The following is a 15417-nucleotide window of genomic DNA, read 5'->3' on the forward strand; positions in this document are numbered from 1 at the left end:
CTCGCCGGTTCATGGTTGCTCCCCTTGGGTTCGTCACGGTGCTGGCCAAAGTGGCCTTCCGGAGATGAACGGCCGATGGATGAAGCGGTTCCGCGCCGCCGCTAAGCCAGATCGTCGCGAGCGTAAGGCCCATGCGAAACCCACTCGCGCTGGCTACCTGAGCAGCCAACGCCGCGCCGAGCGGGAGTGCACCATCCATTCCGATGCCCGTTTGCGCTTGAGGACCGCTCACCCGGAGCAGAAGCGCCTGCAGCTCGGGAGAAAAATCAATGGCCAAGGAGCAGACAGCAGCACCGCCGCAACCCGATGAGGTCGCCGGCCTGGCGACATCAGCAGCTCAATCGGAGCTTCAGAATGTCGGTATCCATACCGATGAAATGGTTGAAGCTTTGCGGGATCGCGGCAGCGAACTCCAACAATTGCTTGAGGACGAAATAAGGCAACGCCCCCTTCGAGCGTTGGGGTGGGCCGCCTTAGCCGGCCTGGTTTTCGGTGTAATGGCCGCGAGGAACTGATGCCTCAAGAAGGCTTTGAATGCGACGCCTGACGATTGCCAAGCATGTGCGACAGGCCTGCGGCGATGAGAGGCGCCCTCGCCACAAAGGCGAGGGCGCGGACAGTCAAGCAGCCCTGCGGTTGATATTCTCGTTCGCGAGCTTCGAGAGCTTCTTATCGGTGGTGTCTTCCTCGTCGAGGTTCTGTTTCAGGAGCGACGCGCAGTCGTTTCGACCGAGCTGCTTCGCCCAGGCCACAAGTGTGCCATAGCGCGTAATCTCGTAGTGTTCGACCGCCTGGGCTGCTGCAATCAGCGCGGCATCAAGGACCTGCTTGTCCTCGACCTCACCCGCGATATCGTTGGCCTCTTCGAGGATGCCGTCGATCGCGGGACAGGTGACGCCCTTCTCCTCGACGCCGTGCAGGCGGAAGACTTCCTTCAGGCGCGTGATTTGGCCCTCGGTCTCGCGCAGATGCGTTTCGAAGCCGCGCTTGAGCTCAGGGCTTGTCGCCTTCTCGACCATATCCGGCAGCGCCTTTTTGATCTGGTTCTCGGCGTAATAGACGTCCCGCAAGGTATGAACGAAGAGGTCGTCTAGCGTGGCGATATCCTTGGAAAACCAACCCATGCCGCTCTCCATCTGGTATGAAAATCCCCCAGCGCTTGGTCGCTCATGCGGACTGGCCGTCCCTCCCAGGAGGGTCGGCCAGCCTTGTTCAGATCACCGTGGAACGGTGGGGAGCCGCCGTTTCATCGAACCGATTCCAGCCGGCCGCGCGGTATTCGGCAAGGCGGGCATCCCGGTCGATCGGCGTGGCCCCGTCGAGGATAGCCTCGACCACAGGAACGTGCTCGTCAGCAACCCGTACCGAAACCACTGTGCCTCCGCGCCGAACCGTTTCGGCGTAGTAGTGCGCATCTTCTTCGCTGTGTCCCGCGCTGGTCAGGGCCCCGACGATGCCGCCGGCCACGCCACCAGCCGCGGCACCCGCGGCCGTGGAGGCGAGCCAGCCCGCCGCCACCACCGGGCCGATCCCGGGAATGGCAAGCAATCCGATGCCCGCGAGCAGGCCAGCCGCCCCGCCGAGCGCCGCGCCGATCCCGGCGCCTTCACCGGCATTGCTGTCGTCGGCCTTGGCGTGCCGGCCGACCACGCTGATGTCGGCTGAGCTCACTCCGCCGGCTTCGAGGGCCTCCACCACCGTACGGGCGGTCTCGTAGCTGTCGTAGGAACGCGTGAGAGTCTGGGTCATGTAGGTTCTCCGAAATTACTGGCGGGTGATGTTGCCGCGGTAGTCGACGGTCACATTCACCTTGGATCCGGCGTGGGTGGCGCTACCTTTCCAGACGCCATTGGCGTCCTTGGTGAGCGGGCCGACCTGCGAATAGCCGTTGGCCTCGAGACGGCTCTTGGCCTGGCCTTCTGTGAAGCTATTCGCGCCAGGTAGCGGAGCATTCTTGTCCGCATCACCCTTCGGTGACGGTACTGGCGAAGTGGTAGCGGTCTGAGCGAGCGCACCAAAGGAGGTCGTCGCCGCGATCAGCGACGCGAGCAAGATCTTCTTCATGTCTGGACACCTCGAAATTCGTGGAATGACCCACGGAATGCTCTTCGAACGAGGTGAGCGCCGATTCTGTTCCGTCCGAATTCAGCTCCGAAGCGACTTGTCAGCCTGGAGGCTCTTCTTCAGAGCGTCGAAGAGGTTGACGACATTGGCCGGCCGTCCGTCCTCGCGAGTAGCAGAAACCCGCGCGCCCTTCCGGCGCTTCTTCGACGCGATCAGCTTAAGCAGGTGTTCCTGCACCGGATCCTTGACCATCTCCGGCGACCAGTCCGCGGTCTTCGACTTGATGAATTTCTGCGCCAGATCGAGCAGTTCGGGCTCAGGCTTCTCCTGCTCAATACTGGAGAAATACGCCTTCTCATCGCGGACCTCGTCACCGTAGCGCAGCGTCCAGAGCACAATACCGCGGTCGCGGGCTTCGAGCATGACCGCGCGCTCCCGGCGATACAAAACCACGCGTGAGATGCCGACCATCTTGGACGCGGTCATAGCGTCGCGGATCACCGAGAAGGCTTCTTCGCCGACATCGCAGTCCTGAACGAGGTAGCGGGGACTATCGAGATAGAGCCACGGAATCGAGTCGCGCGGCACGAACTTGTCGATGTCGATCGTGCGGACGGTGTCGAGCCGCACCGCTTCAAGCTCCTCATCTTCGATGACGAMGAAACGGCCGGCTTMGGCTTCATAGCCCTTGGCCTGGTGATCGGGCCCGACGGGTTTGCCGCTCTCGGAGTCAACGTAGCGGCTGACGATCCGGTTGCCGGTTTCGCGGTTCAGTGTGTGGAACCGGACTTTCTCGCTTTCGGATGTCGCCGGCGACATCGCGACCGGGCAGGTCACCAGCGACAGTTTGAGATAGCCCTTCCAATAGGTTCGTTCGGCCATGACAACGCAACTCCGGCAACGAAGCTACGGACTCAATGCCGGGCGAACGAATCCGTTCCGCGAGGCGGGAACATGCGCGGCGGCCCGGCATTGAATCGTGTTGTTGCGTATGGGTGAGTGTCATGGTCGCGGCGCGGGCGAACTGGAAAGGCTATCTGAAGTTTGGCGAGATCAGCTGCCCGGTCGCGCTCTATACCGGGGCCAGCACGTCGGAGCGCATTTCGTTCCACATGATCAATCGCGATACCGGCCATCGGGTGCGGCGCGAATTCGTCGATCCGGTCACGGATGAGCCGGTCGACCGCGAACACCAGATCAAGGGCTTCGAGATCGACAAAGACCGCTACGTCGAGATTGAGCCCGAGGAAATCGCCAAGGCGGTTCCAGAGAGCAACAAAACCCTTGCCGTCGCCGCGTTCATCCCCTGTGTCGACATCGACACGATCTATTTCGACAAGCCCTATTACCTGGCGCCGGACGGCAAGATTGCCGATGATGCCTTCGCCGTGATCAGGGAAGCGCTTCGGGCCAGCAAGGTCGGCGCACTCGCGCACGCTGTGCTGTTCCGCCGCTATCGCGCACTGCTGATCCGGGTCCAGGGGCTCGGCCTCGTCGCCCATACTCTCAACTTCGACTATAAGGTGCGCTCGGCATCGGACGCCTTCGACGGCATCCCCAAGCTGAAGATTCAGAAGGAGATGCTGGATCTCGCCAAGCACATCATCGACACCAAACGGGGAACGTTCGACCCCTCAACCTTCGATGACCGCTACGAGGCTGCGGTCGCCGAACTGGTGAAGGCGAAGCTCGCCGGCAAGACTATCAAGTCCCAGAAGAAGGTCGAGCCGCCGAAGGTCAGTATGCCTTGGTCTCTCCGGTAGTACCGATCCGCCTCATGTGCTCGACATGGGCGGCCCACCCTTCTTCGCCGATGAAGATCATGTAGCGCTCAAAGGCTTTGCGAAAGGCCGGAAGGCACGCCTGACGGGTTGCGGCTTCTCCCTCGACTGCCATGTGGGCTCTGATGCCGTTGGCGTGCTTGCCCGCGTGAATGTGGATAACCCAACCCCAATGCGGCGGTTCGTCTGACCGACCGCGCTCTTGAACGACGACACCGACCGGGGCCCGTTGGTGAACGACGGTCCAGAACTTGTCGTCATCCTCAGGGCGTGGATGGCCGATGTAGGTCCGGCGAAGCGTGAGACTTGGTGTCTCATAGCGCCCTGATCTGCTCTTCGAACTCCTCCGGGATGACCCCGTGACGGGCGAGAACGTCGATCGACGCGACTTCGCCGGTCTCATCATCCGCGACCACATGGACGACGGCGACGCCCTCTGCCGTCCGGCCCAACCGCTCCCCTTCGTTCAGCGCGTGATGCTTGGTTTTCGCCGGGACGCGCTGAGCCGGGACGAGCTTCTTCCGATGCGTCTTGAAGGGCTGAAGGAAGAAGGTGTCGACGTTCATGGCTTGACTCCTAGGCGCGGTTTGTTCTCATAATGTTCTCATACCCGAGGACGCAAGCCATGTCGCCCGAACCCGCACCAGAAACCGACTTCGCGAATGAAATCGAGTGCGAAATCAACGATCTGGTTGCTGAGCACGGCAGCGAGCGGGCCGCGCTACGGGCAGTTCTGCACGATTTCAACGTTCTGCTCGCCGACGCCGATCGTTCCGTCTCGCGCGGGTATCTGCGCGGGCTGTTCTCACAGGGAGCGCGGCCTGTTCGCGAACCCGAATGACCAATGAAACAGCCGAACGACCCGAAAGGTCGCGTGCCGGCGGCAGCCGCGTCGCGATCCCAGCGGATTGGAAGACGCCAGTTCGCCGCCGAGGTCCGCGACCGATCTTCGCCAGCACCCCAACGGACGCGGCCATAGCGCCCGTCCATCATCGCCTCGGCATAGCAGTGGTCACATGCCGGCGAGACCTTGGTGCATCCGATCCACGGATTGAACGTGTGCTGCGTCCATTCGATCTTGCTGTTCTCACCCACGGCCGTCCCTCCTCGCGGGGGAGGGGAAGGATGCGGAGAACGTCAGCAGAACATCTGTCGGGACTTTGTCGGGACTTTTTGTCCCGCTATGGCCGATTCCCTCCCGTTCGGTGCCGATCTGTTCTTCGGCATCAGAAAACGGGCGGCTGGCAACATATTGATTTTGTGAGGTTTTATGGTCGGAGCGAGAGGATTCGAACCTCCGACCCCTTGTCCCCCAGACAAGTGCGCTAACCGGGCTGCGCTACGCTCCGACGGCTCGGCTTATAGTGGCGGGCCGCAGCAGATGCAATGCGCTTCGCTGCAATCTTGCTCGCTCTCGTGGAATGACTTGTGCGGAAAGGCCCCCCGCCTCGTTTTGCGGTGCGACAAATATGAATGGCGTCCCCCAAATGGGGGGTGTCGATCATGCTCCCCGCTGCAATCATCATTGCGCGGCGCGGGAATTGGTATCCATGAAACGCAGGCATCAGATGTCGCTGATCGTGCGGCGCGCACAGATTCGCCGCGCAGCCGCTAGCAGGAAAGACGCCTCTCGGGCTCTGGAGGCCGCGCGCCCCAAGCTTCGGCTGGTCTTCTCCAACGACAACGTCCAACACCTCAAGGCGACTTGCGGAGGCGACGGGCCGTCGCGGTCCTTCGAATAGGCCTGCCTCCGGTTCTCTTGCCGGCCAAGCGACCGTTCAGTAATCAGTCATCTGCCGTCGCCTTTGATGCGGTCGCGGTCGACGCTCCGTCGCCGTGCGAGAATGAATGCAGGCGAGGCCGTGTTGAGGCAGGACTGGTTCCATTGCGAGGATTGCGGTTCGCCGGGGGTTTCGATCCCCCAGGCTCTCACCGATGCCAGCATCGTTTCATGCGGCAATTGCGGTCGCAGGGTCGGCTCCTGGGCAGAGTATCGCCGTCACATCGATCTGGCTCTGCGGGCGGAGCAGGCGCGCAAGACGAGCCGCGTCATCGTGGCGGACCCGATCGGATGCGGTTCAGCCGGGGTCTGAGCTGCTGGCCCGGCGGCCTGCGTCCATGCCGGCGCCCGCGGGGCCACCGGCGTCATCCCTGATCGCGGCCGAGTTCGGATCGAGAGGCGCGTTCTGTCCGCGAGGCGGGCTTCGGCAGGGCAGCCAGACCCCAGATCAGGCCGAGCATCAGATAGAGATGGCGCCAATGGTCGGTGTCGATCTGAAGGCCTTGCAGGATCGTCACGAACAACACCGGCCACAGCACGACGGCATGCTGCTGCCACGGCCGGCGCTGAAACACGAGGCGCCAGCCGACATAGCAGGTCGCGGCCATCAACCCGAGCCACGCCACGCCGCCCAGCCACCCATAGGAAGCGAAGGCGTTGATGTAGACGTTGTGCGGATCTTCCGTGAAGTGCCAGCGGAAGCGCAAAGGCCCGAACCCGTTGGGCGCTTCGAGCAGAAGCGAGATCGAACGAAGCTGGTTGCCGAAGCGCCCCGTCACGCCCTGATCGTAGCTCTGGTCGAGACTCGCCCGGGTCTCGAAGACGTCGCGGATGTTCTCGAAGGAGAGCGCGACGGCAAGTGCGGCTGCCGCCGCCATGAACGCGACGAGCGTCAGCAGCGCGATACGGCCGCGCTGCGTGGCATTCGGGGCGGTCAGGAATGCCAGCCCGATCATGAGCAGGGCCGAAGCCACCAGATTGCCCCAGGCGCCGCGGGAGAAGGTCAGGAACAGCGCGAACAGCGGCATGCTGATCAAGGCTAAGCCGCGCACCAGCCCGGCCTGCCCGGTGAGGATGCGATGCAGGACGTAGAGAATGGGCAGGACGAGGAACGGGCCCAGCACGTTCGCATCCTTGAAGGTGCCGGACGCGCGCCCATAGAGCGTGAAGCTGCTGCCCAGACCGGCGACGTCGAAATAGCCGAGCACGCCTGCGATGCCCGCGTACCAGGCGGCGAAGAGATAGCCCTGCCACAGGGTTTCCAACCGGCCTGTCGCATCCTCCGCCATGATCGCCGCGAAGAAGATGCCGGTGATCATCAGATAGACGGAAACGGCCGTGAAGCGGACCGAATCGCCCTCGTCCATCCACGGTATCAGCGAGAAGATGCCACCGATATTATAGAGGAGCAGCAGCACGGCCAGCGGCAGCAGCTTCTGCGAGAAGCGGATCCCGGTGACGGCGAAGACGAAGAGCGTCAGCAGGAAAACGAGTTCGTAGGGCGAGGGCTCTATCAGCGCGAAGCCGCTTGACGCGCCGAGGAGCCAGAGCGTCCCGCGCTTGATCGCCGCATATGAGATCGCGAGCCGGGGGCCCGGCGCCTCATGCGACGGGTGCTCGGCGACGGTGCTCAATACGCGTTCTCGTTCTTGGTCAGCAGCGAGAGCGGCGTCTTGAACAGGATGTAGAGATCGAGCAGCACCGACCAGTTCTCGATGTAGTAGAGGTCGTGCTCGACGCGCCGCTGGATCTTCTCATCTGTGTCCGTCTCGCCGCGCCAGCCGCTGATCTGGGCCCAGCCGGTGATGCCGGGCTTGACCTTGTGGCGGGCGAAATAGCCGTCGACGACCTGCTCATAGGCGCGGTTGGCCGTCGAGGCGTGGATGGCGTGCGGGCGCGGCCCGACCAGCGACAGATCGCCCTTGAAGACCACGTTCAGCAGTTGCGGCAGTTCGTCGATCGATGTCTTGCGGATGAAGCGGCCGACGCGCGTCACGCGCGGATCGTCTCGCGTCACCTGCTTGGCCGCCTTGAAGTCGCTCTTGTCGTGGTAGAGCGAGCGGAACTTGAAGACCTCGACGGTCTCGTTGTTGAAGCCATAGCGTTTCTGGCGGAAGAAAACCGGCCCCTTGGAGTCGAGCTTGATGGCGATGGCTGTCGCCAGCATCACGGGCGAAAGCGCGATCAGTGCCAGCACGCCGACGACCTTGTCGAATATCCATTTGACGACGATGTCCCAGTCGGCGATCGGCCGGTCGAAGACATCCAGCACGGGCACGGTGCCGAAATAGGAGTAGGAGCGTGGCCGCAGCCTCAGCTTGGACAGATGCGCCGACAGACGGATGTCGATCGGCAGTACCCAGAGCTTGCGCAGCATGGTCAGGAGCCGCGCCTCGGCCGAGATCGGCAGGGTGAAGATCACCAGATCGAGCTTGGTTCGGCGCGCGAATTCGACGAGGTCGTCGATCGTGCCGAGCTTGGGGTAGCCGGCGACAAGATCGGGGGAGCGTTCGTCATTGCGGTCGTCGAAGACGCCGCAGATGCGCAGGCCGGTGTCCTTCTGGCTTTCCAGGGCGCGGATCAGGGCCTCGCCCGCCTCGCCGCCGCCGACGATCGCCGTGCGTCGCTCGAGCCGGCCGTTGCGGGTCAGATGACGCACGCCGAGCATCACGACGATGCGGCCGCTCAAGAGAGCGCCGGCGCCAGCGAAATAGAAGCCGATCAGCCAACCGCGGGAGACCTGATCGCTGATCTTGAGGATGAAGAAGACCGCCATCGTGATGAGGAAGAGTATCGTCCAGCCGGTCAGGAGCCGGACGGCACTGGCGATGAGGTTGCGCAGCGCGCCGATCGGATAGAGCTGCAGCGCCTGGAAGGTGCCGAGGGCTGTAACCGCCAGCGTCGGGATCGCGATTTGATAGGGCAGGGCGTATTCGTCCTTGCCCGCCACGTAGAGCCAGTAGATCAGGGCGCCCGTTCCGATCACCGCGAGCGCATCGACAAGCCGGGCGACTCCTTCGATCATTACGGGCGATAGCGTCGGCTTGACTGGGATGGCGGCGATGCGCTCGGCGAGGGGATGAAAGCGCCGCGTCGGGCCCGCTTCCGCTCCGCCGAACATCGCCGGCGTTGCCGAGGCGGCCGCGTCCGCCCTCATCATATCGCGGACATCGAAAGTCCCCATAGCGTCCAATCCTCAAGCCGGATCGCAGCGCCGGGCGCGGCGGTCCCGGTCGCGGTCTACCCGAAATTGCTCTCGGAACGCTTAACCCGACCGCGTCTTGTTTCGCAGGATCAGTAAGGGATCGGGCAAAACCGAGGCGTTCCGGACATCGAAAATGCCTGAGCGCGGGGCTTAAAAAAACATGGCGTGAAATGCTGATTTTGTCTTGGAGGGCCAATGGCTTGCTCGGGGGTAAAGCTACGTATAAATCAGTCGGTTTCCCGTAAGTCGTTGTTATTGCAAGTTATCGAGAGTTGACATTAGCCGAGGGTGGCGGCATATTCCTCTTCGATGAGTGTCTGAGAAGCATATATCGCCCGCTTGGGGCATGGCGTCGGGATCGTTGTTTTTCCCATGACGCCGATTGTCGAGGTCGAGCCTCTGCAACTGCTTCTTTTCGGATCTGTCGATTTAAAACTCTAACGATTGCTTGGCTGTCCCTGCGTCGCATTTGCGATGTTCGGCGCCGGCTTCGCCCGTGTGCAAAATGTCTTTTCATTGGTTGGTTCTGCTCGCGGCCATTGCCGTCGAGATCGTCGCGACGGCCGCGCTGAAGTCGGTCGTCTCCGCACCCTGGCTCATCGGCACGCTGCCGCTGGTCCTGATCGGCTTTTCTTTCATCCTGCTCAGCATTGCGCTGCGCGTCATCCCGATGGCGGTGGCCTATGCCGTCTGGGAAGGGGCGGGCATCGTCGGCATCGCCGTCATCGGCCATCTCCTCTTCGGGGAGCACCTCACAGTTGGCCGAATGCTCGGTTTCGCTGCGATCCTGGCCGGCATCCTTCTCATCGAGAATGGCGTCGGCCATGGCCGCAAGCAGGATGAGCCGCTCGCTGGCGGGAGGCTTGTGTGAATGCCTCGTTCATTCAGGCCGCTCCCTTCCTCTGGCTGCTGCTGGCGGTCACTTTCGAGATCGCCGGCACCTACCTGCTGAAGCTGTCGGACGGCATGAGCCACCGCGTGGTCGGCGCCGGGGGAATCGTCTTCGTCATGGGTGCCTTCGCCGCCCTGGCGCAGGCGATCAAGGGCATGGACCTGGCTGTCGCCTATGCCGTCTGGGGCGGTGCCGGGCTGGTGATCACCGCGGTTGTCGGCGCATTGGCCTTCGGTCAGCGCATCCGGCCGGTCGGCTGGCTCGGTATCGTGCTGGTCGTTGCCGGCGTCGCCGCGCTGAAGCTGGTCTGACGCCGCTTCACGCCATGCCGCGCGCGACCATTGCGCCGCGATAGGCGGCGATGATGCCGTCGACCATTGCGTCGATGCAGAAATTCTGCCGGACATGTGCGGCTAGGTCGACAGCCTGGGCCAGCCGTTCCGATTCCGGTGTTTCGAGCATGGTGCGGATCGCGCCGGCGAGGATCTGCGGATCGTCGGTCTTGATCAGCCGGTCACGGTGCCGCGCTCCGTAGATTTCGGCGATCCCGCCGACATCCGTCGAGATCAGCGGCTGCGCCGCGGCCGCGGCCTCGAGGATGACGTAAGGGAGAGACTCGGCGCGCGACGGGATCACCATCACATGCGCTTGCGCCAGCGCCTTGCGGATGGGCCCGGGTGGTTCGAACACGCATTGATCGGCTATGCCGCGGTCCCGCGTCATCTGCTTCAGCTCGGCCTCGTCCGGCCCCGATCCGACGATCAGGATACGCGGCCTCAGCCCGTCGCGCTGACGCAGCAGCTGCAGCGCATCGATCAGCGTGTCGACCCCCTTCGCCGAGCGCAGTTCGCCGAGATAGAGCAGGTCGAATTGCGCCTGCGCATGGTCGATCGGCTCGAACTCGGCATTCGAGACGCCATTCAGGACGACGCGGTGGCCGGTCCGCGGTGCGTGCCCGATATGCGCTTCGAAGCGCCCGGCGATGAAGCGGCTTTCGAACAGGAACATGTCCGTCGCGCCCTCGAGCAGGCGCTCGACCGCCATGTAGACTCTGTGTTCGCGGCTGCCGGGCTTGTAGTTGAAGCTGCCGCCATGCGGCGTATAGGCGGTGACATAGCGCCGTCCGGGCGAGAGCAGTGCCGGGAACCGGCCGTAGACCCCGCCTTTCGAGCCATGGCAGTGCACGATGTCGGGTGCCAACTTGCGCCGCAATGCGACGGCCGAGAGCTGCGCCTTGGCGTCGGTCAGGCTCGGATAGCGAGACATCGGCACGCGGGTCACGCCCAGTGCCAGCTGGCCCGACAGCTCCTGGAAGACTTCGTCGGCTCTCTGGCCGCCGGTGTTCGAGTCACAGAAGATGCCGACGGCGTGGCCGCGTTCCACCTGCCCGCGGGCTACATCGAGGACGTGCCGGAACAGCCCGCCGAGGGGGGCGCGAAAGACGTGCAGAATTCGCAAGGGGCGCGTGCCGGCGGCGTCCGTCATGGCAGGAATCCGCGGGGCTTCAGAACCAGCGTTCCTTGATGACGATCGTGTCTCCGGGCTGGACCGGGTAGGTGATCGGCACGGTCGCAGTCACGGTCTGGCCGTCGATCTGCCGGGTGACTTCCGCCGAGGAACGCTGTCCGCGCGGAGTGAAGCCGCCGGCGATCGCAACCGCGGTCTGCACGGTCATGCCGTTCACGAAGGGGAACTGGCCGGAATTGGTGACTTCGCCCAGCACGAAGAACGGACGATAGGTGTCGACCTCGACCGAAACCTTGGGCTCGCGCAGATAGCCGCCACGCAGCTTGGCTTCGATCGCCTGTGCGAGCTGCTGGGTGGTGCGGCCCTGCGCTTCGACGGTGTTGATCAGCGGCATGGCAATCCGGCCGGAGCCGTCGACCGCATAGATGTTCGACAGGTTGTCCTGCCCGAACACGATGATGCGCAGCCTGTCGCCGCTGGCGAGCCTGTAGGGACCCGCCGGCTCGGCAAGCGTATAGTCCGACGCCACATATCGGGGGGCGCATGCGCCCGCCAGCATGGCGGCGGCCAAGGCGAGAGAGGCGAGGCGTCGACTCATCACAAAGGCTATCCGTGCAGAATACCCCCGAGCTTTAGGCGTCATATGGTTAACAAAGGCTTCCCGGTGGCCAGCGGTAACCGCTCAGGAACCGTCTTAACCGGGCAATAACCTTACTGAGGCTTCAATGACGCCCGCGTCCCTGTCCGGGATGCATGAGTTTTGCGTCCAGAGGTGTGTCATGACCGCTCAGGCAGGGATTGAAGCGCGCAGCGCCGGCGATGGCCGGGGCGACATGCTCGACCTCTCCGCGTTGTGGGCCGCGATCAAGCGCCGCAAGCTCTGGATCATCGGGCCGACGCTTGCGGCGCTCGGCCTGTCGTTCCTTGCGGTCAATATCGTCACGCCGCGCTATACGGGCGAGGCGCGGCTGCTGCTGGAAAGCCGCGGCACCTTCTACGCACTGCCGGGCCAGTCGCTGCCGGATTCCTCCGGTCAGTTCGACGCTGAAGCGGTGCAGAGCCAGGTCCAGGTCATCATGTCGCGCGATCTGGCCCGCGAGGCGATCAAGCGCATCGGACTCGTCGGCAACCCCGAGTTCGATTCCGGCGTCGGCGCGCTCAGCAGCGTACGCAAGCTGGCGGTTATGATCGGGCTGGGTGGGCACCCTGCCGATCGCTCGCCGGAGGACCGCGTCCTCGAAAAATATTACGACCGGTTGCTGGTCTTCCCCGTCGGCCGTTCACGGATCGTGTCGATCGAATTCACCTCGGTCGATCCGGCGCTTGCGGCGAAGGCGGCGAACACCATCGCCGAGACCTATCTCGAGTTCCAGGAGGCGGCGAAGCAGGAAAACGCCCGCAGCGCCTCGAACTGGCTTTCGACCACGATCGAGCCGCTGCGCAAGCGTGTGGCCGAGGCCGAGGCGAAAGTCGAGGATTTCCGGTCCAAGAACGGCCTTTTGGTCGGTTCCAACAACACGACCATCACCTCGCAGCAGCTCACCGATCTCTCGAGCCAGCTTTCGTCCGCGCGCAGCCAGCAGACCGAGGCACAGGCCAAGGCAGGGCTGATCCGCGATGCGATCAAGCAGGGTCGGACCTTCGAGATCCCCGACGTCGCCAATAATGATCTCGTGCGCCGCCTGATCGAGCAGCGCGTCAATCTGCGCGCGCAGATTGCGGCGGAGTCGCGCAGCCTCCTGCCCGAGCACCCGCGGATCAAGGAGCTCAACGCCCAGCTTCTCGACCTCGAAGGGCAGCTGCGCGCCGCCGCCGAGCGGACCGTGCGGACGCTGGAGAACGAAGCCAAGATCGCAGGCCAGCGCGTCGAGAGTTTCCAGGCTGCGCTCGACGGACAGAAGAAGAATGTCTCGTCCGCCAATGACAGCGAGGTGCAGCTGCGGGCGCTCGAGCGCGAGGCGCGCACCCTGCGCGACCAGCTCGAGCAGTACATGCAGCGCTATCGCGAGGCGGTGGCGCGGGACACCATGAATGCCACGCCGGCCGATGCCCGCATCATCTCGCGTGCCGTGCAGCCGACCGAGCCGTCCTTCCCGAAGAAGGTTCCCGTCATGCTGGTCGCTACGCTCGCGACCTTCCTGGTCGCGCTGGCAACGATCGTCACGCGCGAGCTGCTCAACGGCCAGGGCCGGCCGCTGCCGGAGACTCCGCGCCGGCCGCGCTGGGTCTCTGCCGGCAAGAACGAGGACGAGACGGAGCAGGCTGGACCTGCGCCGCAGGAGCCCCGCCACGAGCGCGTCGCCGGCTTGCTGACCCATGCCGGGCGCCTGGGCCAGTTGCGGCTCGACCTCGACCGGCCGGAGCGGACCCTCGCGGAGATCGCCGAGCGGACGCAGGAGGCGCCGCGCGGCATGGCCCCGATGATGCTCGTGCTCGATGGCGGCGGGGAGGGGGCTGCCAACGCGCGCGACCTCGCCAAGCTGCTTGCGCAGCGCTGCCGCTGCATTCTCGTCGACCTGACGGTGGATGATGAGCACGACGAGCCGGGCTTCTCCGAACTCCTTGCAGGCGAGGCCCTGTTCTCCGACATCATTATGCGCGCGCCGGGCTCGCGTCTGCACAGCATCGGTCCCGGGCGTGCGGGGCGCGCTGCCGTGCTGGCGGCGCCCGACCTCGTGGATATTGCGCTCGATGCGCTCTGCGAGACCTACGACTGGGTGCTGGTTGCCGCTGCCTCCAGCGACGATGGTGCGATGCTGAGCCCCGTCGCCCGTCGCGCCCAGGGTGGCCTTGTGATGAGTGGCCAGTTCGGCAACGGTCACGCCCTCGAAGCCGCTTATCGCCTGAGCGAGCTCACAGAAGCGCCGGTCACGCTCATCCTCGACGCCGAAGGCGGCGTTCCCACGGCGTCCTCGCCGCGCGCCGAGGTGCCGGCCGAGGCGTAATCACCCCGGCGGGCCTCAGTCTTCGTCCCGCTCCTTGCGGTGCAGCCAGCCCGAGGCTCGCTGCGCCAGCTTGAGCGCGACCGGCGAGGCCTTGATCCGCCGCTTCAGTTCGCGTTTTGCCCGGGCCATCGTGGCGAAGAGCCGGCCCTTGAAGGTCAGCGGCAGGAAGGTGTCGACCAGATCGTCGTGGTCGTCGCAGAAGGTGGTTTTGTAGCGCGCTTCGCCCACGCCGAGATCGAAAGCGGCCGAGCCATCATTGCATTTCTGCCGGATCAGCTCGGCCAGCAGCAACTCGCCCGGGCTGGTCCGGACGGTCTCGCTCTCCATGTCGAACGAGGTCGCCATTCCCGAGAACCGCTCGCCCAGTGTGGCGCCGACATAGGTGGCGGTGCTTTTTCCCGCCAGATCGAGCGAGTAGAGCTCGATGGCGGGCGCAGCGTTGCCCTCGCAGCTCGCGGCCCGTGAAAGGAAGCTGCGGACCGCCGGTTCTGCGAATGGATCGGGCACGCCCATCGCACGAAAGCGCGCGGCTTTCTGTTCGAGGAAGGCCGAGAGAACGCGCTCGATCTCATCGGGCGTCCTCGCTCGGTTCATCGCCGACGGGCCGAAATCCCTGAAGCGGCTGTGCTTGTTCTTGAGCTTCTTGCGCGCATGACTGCTCATCGAACGTTTCAGCGTGGCATCGCCATCACCCGTGATCAGCGCGAGCTTGTAGGCCCGGCTCGGGCTCGGGCCGGCTGCAAGGAGGGCGGGCGGATTGAGATACCCGCGCCAGTGCGTCGGCTGGTTGACGAAGACGAGTGCATCGAGGCCGCCGATCGCCGCGCCGATCTCGGCCAGCATCTGTTGTGCGAGCGCTGCATCGAGCCTGGCGGCGAAGGCGGGAGCATAGAGCCCCATATGGTAATTAGCATGCTTGCCGCCGATGATTTCGGCGAAGCGGATACCGCTGCGCCGGGTGATGACCAGCGGCAGCAGTGCACAGAGGGCGCCCTGCGCATCACGCAGGAGCGCATACCGAAACGTCATCCCGTGGTCGGCGCCCATCGTCTCCACGAAAGGACGGATCCAGCCATAGGCCTGATAGGGGGTCGCCAGCGCCGTTGCTTCGAAGGGCCGCCAGATGTCTTCGAGCGACCGGATATCGCTTTCGATGGCGATCGACGCCCAGGCGCGCTCGCCTGCGCGACTGTCCATGGCCGCGGTTCTGGGATGCGATGTTTCGGCGGCAATGGCGGGCATGGTCCCTCGGCCCCTTGGAGGATTGAGGCCGTCCTCCTTAA

At 64.2% G+C, this 15417-nt stretch carries 17 protein-coding genes, 1 tRNA gene and 1 pseudogene; 7 read left to right on the top strand and 12 right to left on the bottom strand.

The features are described from left to right. Positions 1 to 269 precede the first annotated feature (269 nt). On the top strand, positions 270 to 515 hold the full coding sequence (locus tag AC1DNE_RS11750; protein WP_441468318.1) for a hypothetical protein: 246 nt from the start codon (positions 270 to 272) through the stop codon (positions 513 to 515). A 105-nt stretch (positions 516 to 620) separates the two neighbouring features. Here AC1DNE_RS11750 and AC1DNE_RS11755 read toward each other — a convergent pair whose 3' ends face one another. The 4 genes from AC1DNE_RS11755 to ku (AC1DNE_RS11770) form a co-directional block, all read right to left on the bottom strand. After that, the gene (locus AC1DNE_RS11755; RefSeq protein WP_441468317.1) at positions 621 to 1124 is read right to left on the bottom strand and encodes a YciE/YciF ferroxidase family protein; all 504 of its coding nucleotides are present in this window, start codon (positions 1122 to 1124) and stop codon (positions 621 to 623) included. Positions 1125 to 1212: 88 nt separating this feature from the next. Next, the gene (locus AC1DNE_RS11760) at positions 1213 to 1749 is read right to left on the bottom strand and encodes a hypothetical protein (protein ID WP_441468316.1); all 537 of its coding nucleotides are present in this window, start codon (positions 1747 to 1749) and stop codon (positions 1213 to 1215) included. Positions 1750 to 1764: 15 nt separating this feature from the next. Further along, positions 1765 to 2064, bottom strand: coding sequence for a hypothetical protein (locus AC1DNE_RS11765; RefSeq protein ID WP_441468315.1), 300 nt, complete (start codon positions 2062 to 2064; stop codon positions 1765 to 1767). A gap of 81 nt (positions 2065 to 2145) precedes the next feature. Then, complete coding sequence (gene ku, locus AC1DNE_RS11770; RefSeq protein ID WP_476841058.1) at positions 2146 to 2946, bottom strand: non-homologous end joining protein Ku; 801 nt, start codon at positions 2944 to 2946, stop codon at positions 2146 to 2148. A 122-nt stretch (positions 2947 to 3068) separates the two neighbouring features. Between ku (AC1DNE_RS11770) and ku (AC1DNE_RS11775) the strand changes: the two genes are divergently transcribed. Further along, positions 3069 to 3827 (top strand): non-homologous end joining protein Ku, encoded by a 759-nt coding sequence (ku, locus tag AC1DNE_RS11775; protein ID WP_476766092.1) that lies wholly within the window; start codon positions 3069 to 3071, stop codon positions 3825 to 3827. Positions 3828 to 3843: 16 nt separating this feature from the next. Beyond that, positions 3844 to 4035, top strand: coding sequence for a hypothetical protein (locus AC1DNE_RS11780; RefSeq protein ID WP_441468313.1), 192 nt, complete (start codon positions 3844 to 3846; stop codon positions 4033 to 4035). A 124-nt stretch (positions 4036 to 4159) separates the two neighbouring features. Here the strand turns inward: AC1DNE_RS11780 and AC1DNE_RS11785 are convergent, their stop codons facing one another. Continuing rightward, positions 4160 to 4411: a hypothetical protein gene (locus tag AC1DNE_RS11785; RefSeq protein WP_441468312.1), complete on the bottom strand. Its 252-nt coding sequence runs from the start codon at positions 4409 to 4411 to the stop codon at positions 4160 to 4162. A gap of 59 nt (positions 4412 to 4470) precedes the next feature. Here AC1DNE_RS11785 and AC1DNE_RS11790 point away from each other — a divergent pair, with 59 nt between their 5' ends. Continuing rightward, on the top strand, positions 4471 to 4686 hold the full coding sequence (locus tag AC1DNE_RS11790) for a hypothetical protein (RefSeq protein ID WP_441468311.1): 216 nt from the start codon (positions 4471 to 4473) through the stop codon (positions 4684 to 4686). 23 nt (positions 4687 to 4709) lie between these two features. On the opposite strand, the pseudogene AC1DNE_RS11795 reads toward AC1DNE_RS11790, so the two are convergent. From AC1DNE_RS11795 to AC1DNE_RS11810, 4 genes and pseudogenes are all read right to left on the bottom strand, one after another. Then, positions 4710 to 4940 (bottom strand): annotated as a pseudogene (locus AC1DNE_RS11795) (DUF5131 family protein); the annotation flags it as partial. 176 nt (positions 4941 to 5116) lie between these two features. Then, positions 5117 to 5194, bottom strand: a tRNA-Pro gene (locus tag AC1DNE_RS11800). Positions 5195 to 5990: 796 nt separating this feature from the next. Then, the gene (locus tag AC1DNE_RS11805) at positions 5991 to 7259 is read right to left on the bottom strand and encodes an O-antigen ligase family protein (RefSeq protein WP_476766776.1); all 1269 of its coding nucleotides are present in this window, start codon (positions 7257 to 7259) and stop codon (positions 5991 to 5993) included. Continuing rightward, a complete protein-coding gene (locus tag AC1DNE_RS11810) occupies positions 7256 to 8809 on the bottom strand; it encodes an undecaprenyl-phosphate glucose phosphotransferase (protein ID WP_476766777.1) in 1554 nt (517 codons plus the stop codon). The genes AC1DNE_RS11805 and AC1DNE_RS11810 overlap by 4 nt, the downstream gene beginning before the upstream one ends. 526 nt (positions 8810 to 9335) lie before the next feature. Between AC1DNE_RS11810 and AC1DNE_RS11815 the strand changes: the two genes are divergently transcribed. Together AC1DNE_RS11815 and AC1DNE_RS11820 are read left to right on the top strand one after the other, a co-directional pair. Further along, entirely contained in the window at positions 9336 to 9701 is a 366-nt protein-coding gene (locus AC1DNE_RS11815; protein ID WP_476766778.1) for a DMT family transporter, read from the top strand. Continuing rightward, a complete protein-coding gene (locus AC1DNE_RS11820) occupies positions 9698 to 10033 on the top strand; it encodes an SMR family transporter (protein ID WP_441471978.1) in 336 nt (111 codons plus the stop codon). Before AC1DNE_RS11815 ends, AC1DNE_RS11820 begins: the two co-directional genes overlap by 4 nt. A 7-nt stretch (positions 10034 to 10040) precedes the next feature. On the opposite strand, the gene AC1DNE_RS11825 is transcribed toward AC1DNE_RS11820, so the two are convergent. Both AC1DNE_RS11825 and AC1DNE_RS11830 read right to left on the bottom strand, forming a co-directional pair. Further along, positions 10041 to 11207 (bottom strand): glycosyltransferase, encoded by a 1167-nt coding sequence (locus AC1DNE_RS11825; protein WP_441471979.1) that lies wholly within the window; start codon positions 11205 to 11207, stop codon positions 10041 to 10043. Positions 11208 to 11226: 19 nt separating this feature from the next. Beyond that, the gene (locus tag AC1DNE_RS11830; protein WP_441471980.1) at positions 11227 to 11787 is read right to left on the bottom strand and encodes a polysaccharide biosynthesis/export family protein; all 561 of its coding nucleotides are present in this window, start codon (positions 11785 to 11787) and stop codon (positions 11227 to 11229) included. 181 nt (positions 11788 to 11968) lie between these two features. Between AC1DNE_RS11830 and AC1DNE_RS11835 the strand changes: the two genes are divergently transcribed. Then, entirely contained in the window at positions 11969 to 14134 is a 2166-nt protein-coding gene (locus tag AC1DNE_RS11835) for a GumC family protein (RefSeq protein WP_441471981.1), read from the top strand. 15 nt (positions 14135 to 14149) lie between these two features. Here the strand turns inward: AC1DNE_RS11835 and AC1DNE_RS11840 are convergent, their stop codons facing one another. Further along, positions 14150 to 15331: a GNAT family N-acetyltransferase gene (locus AC1DNE_RS11840; RefSeq protein WP_476766779.1), complete on the bottom strand. Its 1182-nt coding sequence runs from the start codon at positions 15329 to 15331 to the stop codon at positions 14150 to 14152. Between the last annotated feature and the right edge of the window lie 86 nt (positions 15332 to 15417).

The sequence above is a fragment of the Allobosea sp. 05L423 genome (assembly GCF_056397745.1).

Coding starts and splice junctions, on each gene's coding strand:
- AC1DNE_RS11750 (WP_441468318.1), top strand. CDS start 270: ATGGCCAAGGAGCAGACAGCAGCACCGCCGCAACCCGATGAGGTCGCC.
- AC1DNE_RS11755 (WP_441468317.1), bottom strand. CDS start 1,124: ATGGGTTGGTTTTCCAAGGATATCGCCACGCTAGACGACCTCTTCGTT.
- AC1DNE_RS11760 (WP_441468316.1), bottom strand. CDS start 1,749: ATGACCCAGACTCTCACGCGTTCCTACGACAGCTACGAGACCGCCCGT.
- AC1DNE_RS11765 (WP_441468315.1), bottom strand. CDS start 2,064: ATGAAGAAGATCTTGCTCGCGTCGCTGATCGCGGCGACGACCTCCTTT.
- ku (WP_476766092.1), top strand. CDS start 3,069: ATGGTCGCGGCGCGGGCGAACTGGAAAGGCTATCTGAAGTTTGGCGAG.
- AC1DNE_RS11785 (WP_441468312.1), bottom strand. CDS start 4,411: ATGAACGTCGACACCTTCTTCCTTCAGCCCTTCAAGACGCATCGGAAG.
- AC1DNE_RS11790 (WP_441468311.1), top strand. CDS start 4,471: ATGTCGCCCGAACCCGCACCAGAAACCGACTTCGCGAATGAAATCGAG.
- AC1DNE_RS11810 (WP_476766777.1), bottom strand. CDS start 8,809: ATGGGGACTTTCGATGTCCGCGATATGATGAGGGCGGACGCGGCCGCC.
- AC1DNE_RS11815 (WP_476766778.1), top strand. CDS start 9,336: ATGTCTTTTCATTGGTTGGTTCTGCTCGCGGCCATTGCCGTCGAGATC.
- AC1DNE_RS11825 (WP_441471979.1), bottom strand. CDS start 11,207: ATGACGGACGCCGCCGGCACGCGCCCCTTGCGAATTCTGCACGTCTTT.
- AC1DNE_RS11830 (WP_441471980.1), bottom strand. CDS start 11,787: ATGAGTCGACGCCTCGCCTCTCTCGCCTTGGCCGCCGCCATGCTGGCG.
- AC1DNE_RS11835 (WP_441471981.1), top strand. CDS start 11,969: ATGACCGCTCAGGCAGGGATTGAAGCGCGCAGCGCCGGCGATGGCCGG.
- AC1DNE_RS11840 (WP_476766779.1), bottom strand. CDS start 15,331: ATGGACAGTCGCGCAGGCGAGCGCGCCTGGGCGTCGATCGCCATCGAA.